This window comes from Flavobacterium sp. 1 (genome assembly GCF_002797935.1).
Taxonomy (GTDB): domain Bacteria; phylum Bacteroidota; class Bacteroidia; order Flavobacteriales; family Flavobacteriaceae; genus Flavobacterium.
The window spans coordinates 2,233,277-2,247,933 of record NZ_PGER01000001.1 but is presented as its reverse complement, the minus strand read 5'-3'; the positions used below and the strand labels follow the sequence as shown (position 1 = coordinate 2,247,933).

Annotated in this window: 15 protein-coding genes and 1 tRNA gene; 9 read left to right on the top strand and 7 right to left on the bottom strand. The window is 34.6% G+C overall.

What is annotated here, in order from left to right:
- The first annotated feature begins 21 nt into the window (after positions 1-21).
- From CLU83_RS08935 to CLU83_RS08925, 3 genes are all read left to right on the top strand, one after another.
- Positions 22-1,101, top strand: coding sequence for an alkene reductase (locus tag CLU83_RS08935; RefSeq protein ID WP_100431279.1), 1,080 nt, complete (start codon positions 22-24; stop codon positions 1,099-1,101).
- Positions 1,102-1,807: 706 nt separating this feature from the next.
- Positions 1,808-2,155: a transposase gene (locus tag CLU83_RS08930; protein ID WP_100429739.1), complete on the top strand. Its 348-nt coding sequence runs from the start codon at positions 1,808-1,810 to the stop codon at positions 2,153-2,155.
- Between the two features lie 22 nt (positions 2,156-2,177).
- On the top strand, positions 2,178-3,131 hold the full coding sequence (locus CLU83_RS08925; protein ID WP_198512334.1) for a transposase: 954 nt from the start codon (positions 2,178-2,180) through the stop codon (positions 3,129-3,131).
- Between the two features lie 98 nt (positions 3,132-3,229).
- Here CLU83_RS08925 and CLU83_RS08920 read toward each other — a convergent pair.
- Positions 3,230-3,303, bottom strand: a tRNA-Arg gene (locus CLU83_RS08920).
- 114 nt (positions 3,304-3,417) lie between these two features.
- On the opposite strand from CLU83_RS08920, the gene CLU83_RS08915 reads away from it, so the two are divergent.
- A complete protein-coding gene (locus tag CLU83_RS08915; RefSeq protein WP_100431278.1) occupies positions 3,418-3,930 on the top strand; it encodes an adenine phosphoribosyltransferase in 513 nt (170 codons plus the stop codon).
- A gap of 114 nt (positions 3,931-4,044) precedes the next feature.
- Here the strand turns inward: CLU83_RS08915 and CLU83_RS22440 are convergent, their stop codons facing one another.
- From CLU83_RS22440 to CLU83_RS08895, 4 genes are all read right to left on the bottom strand, one after another.
- The gene (locus CLU83_RS22440) at positions 4,045-4,185 is read right to left on the bottom strand and encodes an SsrA-binding protein (RefSeq protein WP_100431277.1); all 141 of its coding nucleotides are present in this window, start codon (positions 4,183-4,185) and stop codon (positions 4,045-4,047) included.
- Between the two features lie 85 nt (positions 4,186-4,270).
- Complete coding sequence (locus CLU83_RS08905) at positions 4,271-6,148, bottom strand: M56 family metallopeptidase (RefSeq protein WP_100431276.1); 1,878 nt, start codon at positions 6,146-6,148, stop codon at positions 4,271-4,273.
- A 4-nt stretch (positions 6,149-6,152) separates the two neighbouring features.
- Positions 6,153-6,512 carry a BlaI/MecI/CopY family transcriptional regulator gene (locus CLU83_RS08900; protein ID WP_100431275.1) on the bottom strand — a complete coding sequence of 120 codons (360 nt, stop codon included), beginning with the start codon at positions 6,510-6,512 and terminating at the stop codon, positions 6,153-6,155.
- Positions 6,513-6,835: 323 nt separating this feature from the next.
- Complete coding sequence (locus tag CLU83_RS08895; protein ID WP_100431274.1) at positions 6,836-8,053, bottom strand: MFS transporter; 1,218 nt, start codon at positions 8,051-8,053, stop codon at positions 6,836-6,838.
- A gap of 208 nt (positions 8,054-8,261) precedes the next feature.
- On the opposite strand from CLU83_RS08895, the gene CLU83_RS08890 reads away from it, so the two are divergent.
- The 4 genes from CLU83_RS08890 to CLU83_RS08875 all read left to right on the top strand — a co-directional run bounded on the left by CLU83_RS08890 (position 8,262) and on the right by CLU83_RS08875 (position 11,069).
- Positions 8,262-8,864, top strand: a complete 603-nt coding sequence (locus CLU83_RS08890; RefSeq protein ID WP_100431273.1) for a DUF1684 domain-containing protein — start codon at positions 8,262-8,264, stop codon at positions 8,862-8,864.
- Positions 8,864-9,517 carry a TatD family hydrolase gene (locus CLU83_RS08885; protein WP_100431272.1) on the top strand — a complete coding sequence of 218 codons (654 nt, stop codon included), beginning with the start codon at positions 8,864-8,866 and terminating at the stop codon, positions 9,515-9,517. Before CLU83_RS08890 ends, CLU83_RS08885 begins: the two co-directional genes overlap by 1 nt.
- 58 nt (positions 9,518-9,575) lie before the next feature.
- On the top strand, positions 9,576-10,292 hold the full coding sequence (locus CLU83_RS08880) for a ThiF family adenylyltransferase (RefSeq protein ID WP_100431271.1): 717 nt from the start codon (positions 9,576-9,578) through the stop codon (positions 10,290-10,292).
- A gap of 123 nt (positions 10,293-10,415) precedes the next feature.
- Positions 10,416-11,069 (top strand): HAD family phosphatase, encoded by a 654-nt coding sequence (locus CLU83_RS08875; RefSeq protein WP_100431270.1) that lies wholly within the window; start codon positions 10,416-10,418, stop codon positions 11,067-11,069.
- Here the strand turns inward: CLU83_RS08875 and CLU83_RS08870 are convergent.
- Positions 11,063-11,563 carry a low affinity iron permease family protein gene (locus CLU83_RS08870; RefSeq protein WP_100431269.1) on the bottom strand — a complete coding sequence of 167 codons (501 nt, stop codon included), beginning with the start codon at positions 11,561-11,563 and terminating at the stop codon, positions 11,063-11,065. The two genes, CLU83_RS08875 and CLU83_RS08870, sit on opposite strands and share 7 nt — an antisense overlap.
- 339 nt (positions 11,564-11,902) lie before the next feature.
- On the opposite strand from CLU83_RS08870, the gene CLU83_RS08865 reads away from it, so the two are divergent.
- Positions 11,903-12,748, top strand: a complete 846-nt coding sequence (locus CLU83_RS08865) for a DUF2911 domain-containing protein (RefSeq protein WP_100431268.1) — start codon at positions 11,903-11,905, stop codon at positions 12,746-12,748.
- 116 nt (positions 12,749-12,864) lie between these two features.
- On the opposite strand, the gene CLU83_RS08860 is transcribed toward CLU83_RS08865, so the two are convergent.
- Positions 12,865-14,607 carry a sodium:solute symporter gene (locus CLU83_RS08860; RefSeq protein ID WP_100431267.1) on the bottom strand — a complete coding sequence of 581 codons (1,743 nt, stop codon included), beginning with the start codon at positions 14,605-14,607 and terminating at the stop codon, positions 12,865-12,867.
- Between the last annotated feature and the right edge of the window lie 50 nt (positions 14,608-14,657).

The window sequence follows — 14,657 nt, the reverse complement described above, 5'->3', positions numbered from 1 at the left end:
ATAATTAAATAACAATATATCATGAAATTATTAGAAAAAGTAACATTAGGAAAGCACACATTAAACAATGCAATGGCGATGGCGCCTATGACCCGTAGCCGTGCTAACATGGCTGGTGTAGTATCAGAACTGACTGTAGCCTACTACACGCAACGATCAAGTGCAGGGCTTATTCTTACAGAAGCTATAAATATTTCAGAGCAGGCAGTTGGCAGTCCATTGACACCTGGTTTGTATAGCCAGGAGCAGATTGATGCATGGAAGAAAGTGACAAATTCAGTTCATGAAAATGGAGGAGTGATCTACGCGCAGCTTTGGCATACCGGTCGTGTAGGACACTCAGTGGATAGAAACGGGAAACTTCCTGTTGCGCCGTCGGCCATAGGAATAAAAGGACAGCAGCATTTCACATCTCAGGGAATGAAAGAGTATGAAACTCCTCAGGAGTTGACTATATTAGAGATCAAGCAGATCGTGAAAGATTACGGTCAGGCCGCCAAAAAAGCAATCGAAGCCGGTTTTGATGGTGTCGAACTTCATGCCGCATTTGGTTATCTGCCTAACCAGTTTTTATCTGAAAGTGCAAACCTTAGAACTGATGAATATGGCGGAAGCGTAGAGAACAGGAATCGCTTCGTGCTTGAAGTAATGCATGAATTAGTTACTGCTATCGGAAACGACAAAGTTGGCGTAAAGCTATCGCCAACGGTCTATTATAATAATATTGAGAACAGTGATCCTGAGTCACAATTCAAACCATTAATAGAAGCTTTGAATGCATTACCGCTTTCATATGTTCATCTTATGAATGGGATGCTGCCTCTGGATAATCATCCAAATTATCCTAAAAACGCAGTGGAAACTTTTGGCAGTATAAGCAAACATCTGGTAATTGCAAATGCAGGGTTCAATAAGGAAACCGGGGAAGCAGAACTTGAAAAAGGGATTGCTAAAATAATTGCTTACGGCTCTTTGTTTCTGGCTAATCCTGATCTTCCAAGAAGATTTGAATTGGATTCAGAATTTAATCCCCTTGACTATGCAACAATGTACGGTGGAGGTGAACAGGGATATACAGATTATCCGTTGCTGAAAGATTGATTCTTAAGTTGTCCATCACATGGCGGCCATGAGACAATTTTAAAACAATAAAATCAAAGGGATATTGTCTAGAATAGAGCTCACGTCTTAGGAGGCGTGAGTCCTTTTAGCTTTTGTTGCTTTAATTCGAATAGAGTGATAATAGGATTGCTCTAATAAATAAAAAAAAGAATTATTTTGAAGCCAAATTTTAAGATTTTATCGAAAAAAGATAAGTCTGATTTAAAAGCTAGAATTGCAAGTAGTATAGCAAAGGAAAATCAGGGTCTTAAAAGAAAGAAGATTTTAATCCTTTCGTGGAGCATTACAGCGTTAGTAGTCCTATTATTTCTTCTTGTCATTTTTATATAAATAACTTATTACTTGGATATTAGCCAGCTTCCGAAGAAAGTATAATATTTCTTCTGTTTGCTAAAATGTTACATTTAATCCTTCCTCTTTAAGCATTTTTTGTGTCTTTTTTGGTGAAATTTTCCCTTTGTAATCTTCTTCGCCATATTTCATAATTTACTATTTATTGTTAAGATAAAGGTAGTGAAATAAATTATTAGCTCTTTGTCAGTGAGTTAAGTGCGGTTTGAATCCTGAGTAGTCACCTCAACAGGATTTCCAAACCGTTAATATTTATAAGTAAAAAGGATCAAGAACAAAACCTGGGGAGGAAATGTTAAAATAAAATAAGAACTTTGTAATCTTATAATTTGAGATGACTCCTATTGACCTTTTAAAATTGATGCTGCCTGATTTTTTAGTAGACCACTTTGAAGTGGTTTCTACTACTAATACAGAAGAAATATTACACTTGTATTTTGAGGAAAAAATTAAGCCTCCACAAGAGTTTAATACATTTGAACTGGTATCAAAGGGCTTTTTGGATGAGATCACTATTCAGGATTTTCCTCTAAGAGGTAAGTTTGTGTATTTGCATATCAAAAGACGTCGCTGGACTAATAAAACCACAGGAGAAATTATTAAAAGAGATTGGAATTTAGTTGCCAAAGGAACCCGCATGACTCAAGAGTTTGCGGCTTTTTTAAAAGAAATTAATAGATAACAGCGCTACCGATTGTCATACCATTGGAGGTTTTTTCGGAGTGAACGGAAAGAAGCTCCAAAGACAATACAAAAAGCACTTGAGTTCCTTTAATACTTGGGATCCACGAGAACATGCACATCAATGGATTGTTTATCCTGAAAATATAGGTACTCATTTATCAATTGACGAAGTAGCTTTATCTCAGGGTGAACTTTATACTATTGTAACCAACAAGAAATTCAAAGGCAAAAAAGGTTCATTAGTTGCTATTGTTGCTGGAACCAAGGCTGATCAGGTTATAGAACACATCAGTAAGATTGATTATAAGAAGAGGAGCTGTGTCAAAGAGATAACACTTGACATGGCTAATTCCATGAAACTAATCTCTAAGAGATGCTTTCCAAAAGCAATACAAGTGACCGATAGGTTTCATGTTCAAAAATTAGCATTGGAAGCTTTACAAGAGATTAGAATCAAGCATCGATGGGAAGCTATGGATTTTGAGAATCAATTGATATTGCAGGCAAAAAGAGAGAATAAAACATATATCCCAGAGCTCTTGCCTAATGGAGATTCTCTAAAACAACTTTTGGCCAGAAGCAGGTATCTACTCTATAAATCTCGCGAAAAATGGACTGAAAATCAAAAAGAAAGGGCTCAAATGTTATTTGAATTATACCCCGATATAAAGACAGCATATAATCTAAATCAACAACTTCGAGGGATTTACAATAACAACAATGACAAACACATTGCCATGACCAAACTGGCGCATTGGTATAGAAATGTAGAGGAATCAGGCTTTAAAAACTTTAATATTCTGCTCAATACTATAACTTTTAACTACCAGTCAATTTTAAACTATTTTGACAATAGAAGCACAAATGCTTCTGCCGAATCTTTCAATGCAAAAATAAAAGCTTTTAGAAGTCAGTTTAGAGGAGTGAGAAATATAGATTTCTTCTTATTCAGATTATCCAATCTTTTTGCATAATCCCCAACTTTTGCTACTGATCCAGTAAAAACTTATAAAAATATACGATAAAGGCATAAAAAAAACGTTAAATCATTCGATTTAACGTTTTTTAAGAGTGACCTTGACTGGATTCAAACCAGTAACCTCTTGAGCCGTAATCAAGTGCGCTATTCAGTTGCGCCACAAGGCCATTTTGCTAACTTATTCATTGTTTTCAATGCTGTACATTGAACTTGTTTGCGGGTGCAAATATAGGAATAAATGTGTAACTTGCAAGTATGATTCTGTATAAAAATTAAAAAAAATGAGTTTAAAAAAATACATACGTGATATTCAGGACTTTCCAAAGGAAGGAATTGTATTTAAAGACATCACTCCATTGCTAATTGATGCAAAAGCAAGGAAAGAATGCTTAGAAATATTGGTTTTATCGGTAAAAGATAAAAAAATTGATAAGGTAATTGGGGTAGAAAGCCGTGGTTTTTTCTTTGGGATGCTTTTGGCACAGGAACTGAATGTCGGGTTTATTCCTGTTCGAAAACCTAATAAACTGCCTTTTGATACTATTTCGGCTTCTTATGATTTAGAATATGGTTCAGATACGCTGGAAATTCACGCTGATGCTATTCAAAAGGGAGACAGAGTTCTTATTCATGATGATGTTTTGGCTACTGGCGGAACTGCAAAAGCAGTTTGCGAATTAGTTGAACAGCTGGGTGGTATTATTGTCCAGTGCAATTTCCTGATGGAACTCACTTTCTTGAACGGAAGAGAAAAGATAGCCGGAAACGATATTTTTGCGGCTATGACATATTAAAGCTTCTGGTTTAATATTGTTTAACTTTTGTTTGATGTTGTTTTAGCAGGAGTGTTTAAACAATATTAAATTCTCATAAACCATTTTAAACGATTTTGAACTATTCAGGAATCTTCAGCGAAGAGCTCTCGTGGTTACATAATAACGATATCCAATAATAGCCATTTGCCATTTCTTAGCTTTGGATATGTCCAGTCTTTGCTTGGTGAAGCTTGGTAAAATGAGTTTGTTGATTTGGGCTAGAATTTTAAACATAGTTAAATATTTTTTTTCAAAGATATAAAAAAGACGGTTTTGATGAGTGACCGTCTTTTGTTGTTTTATATTTTGGAAAATACTGTTATTTTTTCTCTTTCTCTCTTTTGGAAATGTATTCGTTCATTTGTTTGTCAAAAACTTTCATTTTTTCATCAAAAGCTTCCATTTCTTTATTGAATGGTTCCATTTGCTTATCAAATTCAGCCATTTGTTTGTCGAAAGCTTCCATTTGAGGTTCTAGTTTTTTCATTTTAGCATCAAATTCTTCCATTTTCTTATCAAACTCTTTCCAAGCCTTTTGGTCTCCATGTACCGGGTCTCCTTTTGGCGCCTTTGGCGCTTTTGGGAACACAGGAGCTGTAGGTGCTTTAAATTTCATAACTGGATGAGTAGGAGGGACAGGAGGAACTGGCATATTTTTGTCTTGATAATACGTTCCGTTTTTTGTTGTAATCCGAATTGCTTTTTTTCCAAAATTATTAGTGACATCTATTCTATCAATTGATCCTTGTTCTAATTGATCTAATTCATTTTGAGTGACTTTTTTGCCATTGATGTAAATGGTATCATTAGATATTTTGGCATAATTTTTTGTAATTATTCGGATTTCTTTTTTTTCATCGTTTTTGGTGACGTTAACAGAAGTAATTTCTTTTGGATCTAATTTGTCCATTTCGGCTTTTTCGGCTTTTACTTCATTAATATAAATTTGAGCGTTAGCTGGAATTGGTTCATTAGGTGCAACAACTTTACTGTTTATGGCTAATTTTTCAATTGTTTTATCGTCTTCAACAAAATCGATTGTTAGCATTCCTTTTGAATCTTTAGAAATAACTATTCCAAAAGGTTTTATGGCATCAGAACTGTTTACATTTCTGTTATTGGAAATCTCCTTTCCTTTTTTTAATTCGACAGTTATAGCTGTCAGTTCATTGTTTGAGTTTCTTTTTGTAGCTGAAAAATGAACTGTTATGCCATAATTTTTAGAAATTGTCTCTGCTTTTTCTTTTAATTCGGCTTCTGTAGTATTCTTGGTAATTTTATAGACATCTACATCATCGGAGGCTGATTGTTCTACTTTTGGGCTCACATTTTTCTCCTTGGCAATAACTTCCATTTGGAATAAAAACACAAAGGCAACTAAAGCTGGAATTACTAAGGCATACTTCCAGGAATTCCATTTTTTTGATTGATTTTTGTTTAACATAACGATTCGTTTTTTGATTAATGATTGATAAAAATGATTGGTAAGCACAACACAATTTTCATGTGTTGTAATTTTTAAAAGCGTCAATTGATACGCTTTTTTGTCTGATATGTTTTTGGCTGCTTCACTGTCGGCGATGAATTCCAAGTTTTGCAGAATGGCTTTTTTGTACAGCCACATAAAAGGGTTGAACCAAAAAAGGATACAAAAGAAACGCGTGATTAAGACGTCTATCGTGTGGTGTTGTTCGCTGTGTACTTTTTCGTGTTCAAGAATGCTTTCCATTTCGGCTTCGCTGTAGAGTGATGAGTTGTAAACGATGGTATTGAAATAAGAAAATGGAGCAATGTTTTCTTTTAGGTCAATGAATTTATGGTCTTCCTGTTGATGGGTGGTCTTTCCTTTTAAAACGCGATTAAGTTTATAAAAGTCCATTGCAAACTGTACTAAAAGCAACGTTATTCCAATTATATAAGTAATTGCGAGAACGAGATACCAGTTGATTTCAAAACTTTCCTTTTGGACAGGTCGCATCGGAAGTTTTGACCAGTCAAAATCAGTTGGCGTTGGTTCTACCCAAACAATTGTGGTAAAAACTATCCATGGCAAAATTACGGATGTAAACAAACCTGCTAAAAGAAACCAACGATTTGCAGTAAAAAAAGTCTCTTTTTGCAATAGGAAATAATAAGCGATATAGAACATTCCTATTAGTCCGCTCGATTTTGCTATATATATGAATAGTGTTTCCATATTTTTATTGTTTTTGTTCGATCATAGAAAGGATTTCACGTAGTTCGGCTGCAGAAATTTTCTCTTCTTTGGCAAAAAAGGTAACCATGTTTTTATAGGAACTGTTGAAATAATTATCGATTGCCGTACTCATAAATCCTTTTCTGTAATCCTCAATACTTACAATTGGGAAATATTGATGTGTGTTTCCAAAGGCATTGTGATTTACATATCCTTTTTCTTCCAGATTCCGAATAATGGTGGACAGCGTATTATAATGTGGCTGTTCTTCGGTGATTTCTGTCATGACTTCTTTTACGAATGCTTTTTTGAGCTTCCATAAAATGTGCATGATCTCTTCTTCTTTATTTGTTAGTTTTTGCATGATGATTTTATTTGAAACAAACTTACAACTATATTTTTAGTTAACAAACTATAAATATAGTTATTTAACTGAAATTTTAGTTTCGTATTGGTTTTGTTGAGGTTTATGTTGGTTATCCTAACAGGTTTTCAAAACCTGTTAGGATTTGTATCCAAAAATGTCCTTTGAAATACGACTGTTGTGATTTTTTGCGTGAGTGATAGAAGCAAGCTACCGAAGTAGCGCGGATAGCACGACAGCATTATGGAAAGGGGCCGAATAAGCGGTTTAGCATATTTGGCCCCTTTCCATAATGATGGCACGCCCCAATTATAATCTAGGTATTATTTTGACTCTTTGTGAATTATTTTGTTTAGCCAAAAACAGCAAAGGAAAGATAGTGCACCCAAAGTTCCCATGACAAGCCAATTGATTTGATAGTTATAATGTGCAATGATTTCCAGACCTGTTTTGGAACTGACAATATGCGCCAGACTGAAACTCATGGTGTAGAAGCCCATGTATTGTCCTTCCTGTCCTTTTGGCGCGCGGTTGAGAGCAACGGCATTGACAAAAGGGAACGAGAAAATTTCTCCAAAAGTGAGCAGTATGATGCTGATGACCAAAATTCCAACCCAAGAATCGAATAGCAAAATGTAATATCCAAGCGTAATGAACAATGATCCAATGGCAATGCTTTTTATTTTGTTCGTTTTTCTTCTTTCTAAAGTGCTTACGATTGGCATTTCTAAAAGGAAAACTAACAACCCGTTGATCGAAAGAAGCATTCCGGTTTGGAATTCGCTGAGTCCGAATTTTTCGTTGTGATATAAAGGCAAAGTCGAAAATATTTGTAGAAAAACCATAAAGGTTACAAAACTGATAAAGAGCAACAGCCAAAAAGGTTTGTCTTTAAAAATTGATTTTGGGACAATTTCAACTGCTGTATCATTGATAATTGCAGGTGTTTTCTTTTTTTCTTTAATACACAAAGCAAATATCAGAATTGCGATGATGCAGGTGCTTCCGTCGACCCAAAACAAACCTGAATATCCCATTCCAATAATAATCAGTCCGCCCAATGCCGGACCGGCTGTGAATCCGAGATTAACCGCTAAGCGAACTAAAGACAGTGCACGAACTCGGTTTTCGGGTTTGGCGTATACGCTCAGCGATACAAACATGGCAGGACGAAACATATCGGAAATGGCCATAATGAAAAACATTCCAAAGCATAACCCCCAAAAGCTGGTAATATACTGCAGTAGAATGAACAGGATTCCACTTGTAAAAAGGCTGAAAATCATGATTTTATAAAACCCGATTTTGTCGCTCAGTTTACCTCCAATCCAAGAACCCAACATGGAACCCAAACCAAAAGCAACCATAATCCATCCCACTTCGCCGTAGCTGAAATTCAGATCTTCTTTTAAATATTTGGATAAAAATGGCAGAACCATTGTTCCCGCTCTGTTGATAAAAGTGATCAGGGCAAGTATCCAAACTTCGCGAGTGAAGCCTTTGAAATTATTAACGTAGCGGCCGAGGGCAGTTTTGAGCATCTTAAAATGTTGAGTTTTTTCAAAGGTAAAACTTATATATTTAACCGCAAAGGGTGCAAAGGAAGCGCAATGTCCGTAAAGCTTAGCGTACTTAGCTAAATTATTTGCATTCTTTGGGGTAATATGTTGATGCGTTGTACTATTTTTAAGAAGTTATGACTTTGTACCTTTCTAACTTTAAACTATTTTTGCATAAAATTTAAATTATATGAAAGTTGTATTGACTTTGGTTTTGCTGACACGATTCAATTTTGGGTTTGGCCAAGAAAAATTTGATTTTGCTGTTGTCGAAAAATTTCAAAAAGAAATTAATGCCGAATATGCTGATGCAAAAACAAGTCCGCTTTTGCCGGAAGATTTAGCACATTTCAAGACGTTGGACTTTTATCCAATCAATGAAAAGGCTTTTGTGGTGGCTCAATTCATTAGAACCGAGGACGAAAGACCGTTTGTGATGCCAACTTCTGGTCCAAAAAAACCGCTGTATGTAAAATACGGAGAAGCTCATTTTCAGCTGGAAGGAAAAGAATTAAAACTGAATATTTACCGCAATATTGAACTATCCAAAAAAGAGGAATACAAGGATTATTTGTTTTTGCCTTTCTCGGATTTAACCTCGGGGAAGGAGAGTTACATTGGGGGGAAATACATTGATTTGAAAATTCCTTCCGGAAATACGATTGCGATTGATTTTAATTTATCATACAATCCTTATTGTGCTTACAGTCACAAATATTCATGTCCAAAAGTGCCTTTGGAAAACGATTTGGCTGTCGAAATAAAAGCGGGTGTAAAGAAATTTCATGATTAATGAAGTTTTTTAATTTACATACTCACAAATTCACGAATCGGGAAACAGTTTTAGAATTGGTAAATCAATACCCACAAGAGTTTGATGCTTCAATTCCATATTATTCCATTGGGATTCATCCGTGGTATATTAATGAAGAAAGGCTGAAACTTGATCTGAAGATTATTGAAAGCAAACTGCAGGAAACGAATTGTCTCGCTCTTGGCGAATGCGGACTAGACAAACGTATTGGAATGCCGCTGGAGTTACAGCAAATGGTTTTTGAAAAACAATTGCTTTTGGCACAAAAATACAATAAGCCGGTTGTGATACATTGTGTGGCCGCTTTTCAAGAGGTAATTGCGATAAAGAAAAAAATGAAAATTACCGTTCCAATGCTTATTCACGGTTTTTCGAAGAACAAACAAGTCGCTAAGGAATTGATTGATAACGGATTTTATATTTCGTTTGGGAAATATTTATTACTCAATCCTGAACTTGAAACTGTTTTTCTAAATATTCCCAATGATCAATTTTTTCTAGAAACCGATACAGTTGAAGATGGAATCGAAGCTGTATATGATTTGGCTTCCAAATATAAAAAGTGGAGTATATACGAACTTAAACAGCAAATAAACAGTAATTTTGCAGCAGTTTTTAAAAAACAGCTTTAAACAATTTTAAACTTTTAAACCCTTAGACAAAGGAGTTACAAACTAAAATATATTTAATATGGCAGAGTGGACAGAAAGAGCCGAATTATTATTTAAAAAAGAAGGATTACAGAATCTGCAAAAGGCTCACGTAATGGTCGTAGGACTAGGCGGAGTGGGGTCCTTTGCTGCCGAGTTTTTGGCAAGAGCGGGAGTGGGAACGATGACTATTGTCGATGGTGATGTTGTGGATATTACCAATATAAACAGGCAATTGCCAGCTTTGCATTCTACTGTTGGACAGCCAAAAGCTGACGTTGTGGGAGACCGATTGATGGACATTAATCCTGAATTGAATTTGATTAGAGTAAAAGAATTTCTTTCGCCAGAACGTGCTTATGAAATTGTATCTAATGAATATGATTATGTTTTAGACTGCATCGACAGCGTAACACCAAAATTGAATCTGATTATTTCGGCCAGAAGAAAAAAAGTCCGAATCATAAGCAGTATGGGAGCTGGAGGAAAAATGGAAGCTTCTAAAGTGAAAGTAACTGATATTTCAAAAACTATAAATTGTCATTTGGCTAAAACGATCAGAAAGCGTTTGAAAAAAGAGAAAATCAATAAAGTGAAAGTAGTTTTTTCTTCTGAAATTCAGGATGAATGCAGTCTGCGTATGACCGATGGCTCCAATTTTAAAAAATCTTTCTACGGAACTAACAGCTATATGCCAGGATTATTTGGTCTTTACGCTGCAGAAACCGTTATCCGATATTTGCTTAAAAAAGAGTGAAAAGTTTAAAAGTTTAAGATTGTTTAAACGACTTTGAACAGAATTAAAACATTTTAAACAAAATTAAACCGATTCAAACAAAACTATAAACAAAATGCTCAGCATCTTAGAGTCTTTAAAAAAATGATACAAACCGTAATTTTCGATATGGATGGCGTAATTGTCGATACAGAACTTGTACACCGTTATGCTTATTTTAAACAATTTGGCGAACTCAATATTGAAGTTCCAGAGGAAATGTACACTTCATTTACTGGATTGTCAACCCGCAATACTTTTCAGAAGTTAAAAGATCATTATCAATTGGAACAGGAAGTTGAAGATTTGATTTTGAGAAAAAGAGCTATTTTCAATGATGCTTTCGACAGCAAAGAAGATTTGGCTTTATTGGATGGTGTTGAGAATTTAATTAAAGATTTTCATCAAAACAGAATGCAGCTTATTGTGGCTTCGTCGGCATCAAAAGTGACGATTGACAGAGTTTTTAGACGTTTTAATTTGCATCAATATTTTTCACATATTGTAAGTGGAGAAGATTTTCCAAAATCTAAACCGCATCCTGCAATTTTCCTGCATGCGGCTTCTTTGTCAAATGCGCCAAAAGAAAATTGTATTGTGATTGAAGACAGTACCAATGGAGTAAAAGCTGCAAAAGCAGCCGATATATTTTGTGTAGGATATAACAGTTTCCATTCCAAAGATCAGGATTTATCACTGGCTGATGTAGTCGTTAATCATTTTGATGAATTGAATTTTGAAAAAGTATCAAACTATTGATTGGTACTTTTTTTGGGTGCAGGTTTAGCCTTAGCAGTTGGTTTTACTGTTTTAGTTTTTAATTTGTGCTTTTCGTTGGCTTCATCAATAGAATGTGAAGTTTGAAGATTTTTGTCTTTTTTGGACAAATTGCTTAAATGCCGATAGTATTTTTGAATGATTTCCATTTCTTCTTCGGTAATATCTTCTATATCCACGATGCTGTTGCTCGAAAATTTGGATGAAGCAATCAGTTCATTTAATTTAATCTGAAGAGCAAGTGAATCTTTATTCTGTGCTTTTTGGATTAAGAAAACCATCAAAAAAGTAATAATTGTGGTTCCGGTGTTGATGATCAGCTGCCAGGTTTCACTGTAATCAAAAATAGGACCGGTTACCGCCCAAACCAATATAACTAAAAAAGCAATTGTAAAAGCAGTTGTGCTTCCCATTGCTTTTGAAGTGGCGGTAGCAAATGCATCAAATTTATTGATAATCGAATTTGTCTTTTTCATTTTAGATTTTATGTTCAAGCTTTTTTATAAATTAAAAAGAGAGCGGATCTCAAAACAGTAATACATACTTTTATAAATAATATATTTCATTTTTGTAAGCATTATTTTTTTATTTTCCATGGCAATAGCGTTTTAGCGCTGTCTATCCGATTTTTTTAAACAGCGTTTTAGTTATCAGTATAATAGAATTGTACTTACAAACATAATTGTCGTACTGTTGTTTTCTGTTACATAATTTTCACAAAAGCTTATAAAATTCTTAGCAATTTGAATTAAGGAAATATTAACATCATTGATTTTTCGAATTTGTAAATTTGAGCACAAACAAAAAAAACATGTATGAAAAAGATTCTTATTGCTTTGGCTTTTATAATAGTGCCATTAATTGCTGAGGCTCAGCTGAAAACGCCTCAAGCCAGTCCAAAAGCTACGGTTTTCCAAACTGTTGGATTGACAGATGTAGAAATTGTGTATTGCAGGCCTGCAGCCAGAGGCAGAGCTGTTTTTGGTAATTTGGTTCCTTTTGGGAAAGTTTGGAGAACAGGTGCCAATGAAAATACTACAATCTCTTTTAGTGAAGATGTTGTAATCGATGGTAAAACTTTACCAAAAGGAAAATATGCTTTATATACAATTCCAAAAATTGAAAGTTGGGAAGTGATTTTTTATTCAACCACAAACAATTGGGGAAATCCTGAAGTATGGAATGAAGCAAATGTTGTATTGAGGACTACTGTAAAAGAAGAAGCAATGTCAAAACCAGTTGAATCTTTCACAATAAATATTGGTAATATCACTGCTGATACTGCTGACTTAGATATGGCTTGGGAAAACTCGTCTGTTTCAATGAAATTTACAGTTCCTACACAAAAAGAAGTATTAGCAAATATTGAAAAAGTGCTGGCCGGTCCGACATCTGCTGATTATTTTTCGGCTGCGCAATATCTTTATCAATCCAATGGTGATAATGCAAAAGCATTGACTTATATGGATAAAGCTATGGAGATGAGCACTGAGAAACCCTATTGGTACACTCGTTTAAAATCATTGATTCAAGCAAGAGCCGGAGACAAAAAAGGAGCTATTGAAACCGCAAATCTTTCTCTTACAGCTGCAGAAACTGCAAAAAATCAGGATTATGTAAAAATGAACAGAGAAAGCATTGCTGAGTGGAGTAAAAAATAAATAGATCTTCGTAGTAAGATGCACTGCAGTGCATCTTACTATTTATTAAAAAAATCCCGATTCATAATTTTTATGAATCGGGATTTTTTTTGTTAATCATTTCAGTACAAATGATTTTATGAAGTTACATTGTCTGTTAATAGAGTCTGCTTTTCACCTTTAAATACAGTTATTTGAAATAAGTAAGATAATACGATGGTGAGTAGCGCCCCAATAAAATTGAGCCACAGATAACCTAGTTTTTCCGACCCGCTTGGGTAAATTAAGTTGGTAAAATAATAAATGATAAAAATTGCAATTTGGCTGATTACAGCACTGTAAAAGATAGATTTTCCACGAATTTTTTGAATGTAAAAACCAACAAGAAAAATTCCTAAAACGGTTCCATAAAAAATAGAGCCTATAATGTTTACCAATTGAATTAAGTTCTCAAAAAGTGTAGCAATGCATGCAAATCCGATTGCAATAATTCCCCACATAAGCGTAAAGAGTTTTGATATATTCAGATAATGCTTTTCACTTTTTTCTTCTTTAACATTGCGTTTGTAAATATCTATGGCCGTTGTTGATGCCAATGCATTAAGTCCCGAAGCAGTTGAAGACATTGCTGCCGAAATAATTACAGCAAGCAGTAAACCGATAAGCCCTTTGGGTAAATAGTGAAGGATAAAATAGAAAAAAACATAATCCTTATCGTTGGTTTCGGCTTTGTTATCAGCTTTTGAAATAATTTCCCGAGCTTGTGCTCTTAATTCTTTCTCTTTGAGAGCCAGATCGACCAACTCTTTTCGTAGAGTGGGATTGTCATAATCCTGATTGAGCTGGTCGATGTATAGCAAATTGACTACTTTTTCATCTTCAGATAATTTATCTAAATTCTTTTGCAGTTTTTGATATTCACTTTTATACTTTGAGTTTTCAACCGTGATTTTATTGTTTGGATTAAAGTTTAAAGGAGTTCCGTTGAATTGAAAAAAAACAAAAACCATTACTCCGGTAAGCAAAATCAAAAATTGCATAGGTACTTTTAAAAGTCCATTCATGATTAATCCCATTTGGCTTTCTCGTACGGACTTCCCCGATAAATAACGGCCTACTTGTGATTGATCAGTTCCAAAATAAGCTAATGCCAAAAAGAAACCACCTGTGATTCCACTCCAAAAAGTATATTTTTCATCCAAGTCAAAGGAGAAATCTACGATATTCATTTTTTGATTGGCACCGGCAATATGCAAGGCGTTGTCAAAGGTCATATCATTGGGCAGATAATCTAGAATAAGAAAAAATGTAATTACCATTCCAGACAAAATCACAAACATTTGTTGTTTTTGAGTAACGTTTACAGCTTTGGTTCCACCCGAAAAAGTATAAATAATGACCAAAATACCAATAATGATATTCATATACGTAAGATCCCATCCTAATAATGCCGATAAAATGATAGAAGGAGCATAAATAGTAATTCCAGTTCCTAAACCTCTTTGAACCAAAAATAAAATAGCAGCTAATGAGCGGGTTTTAAGATCAAATCTTTTTTCTAAATATTCATAAGCAGTATAGACTTTGTACTTGTGATAAATAGGAATAAAAGTTACGCAGATTACGACCATCGCAATAGGAAGCCCAAAATAGAACTGTACAAATCCCATTCCGTCATGGTAAGCCTGACCAGGTGTTGATAGAAAAGTAATGGCACTCGCTTGTGTAGCCATCACCGAAAGACCAACTGTAAACCAAGGTGTTTCATTGTTGCCCAGAATATAGTCTTCAACATTTTTGCTGCCCCGAGTTTTCCAAGCGCCATAAATTACAATAAACAATAGTGTTATTATCAGTACAATCCAGTCAAATAATTGCATAGCTTAAGAGTATAATTTCATAATTAAATAGAAAATAATGATAAACAGGG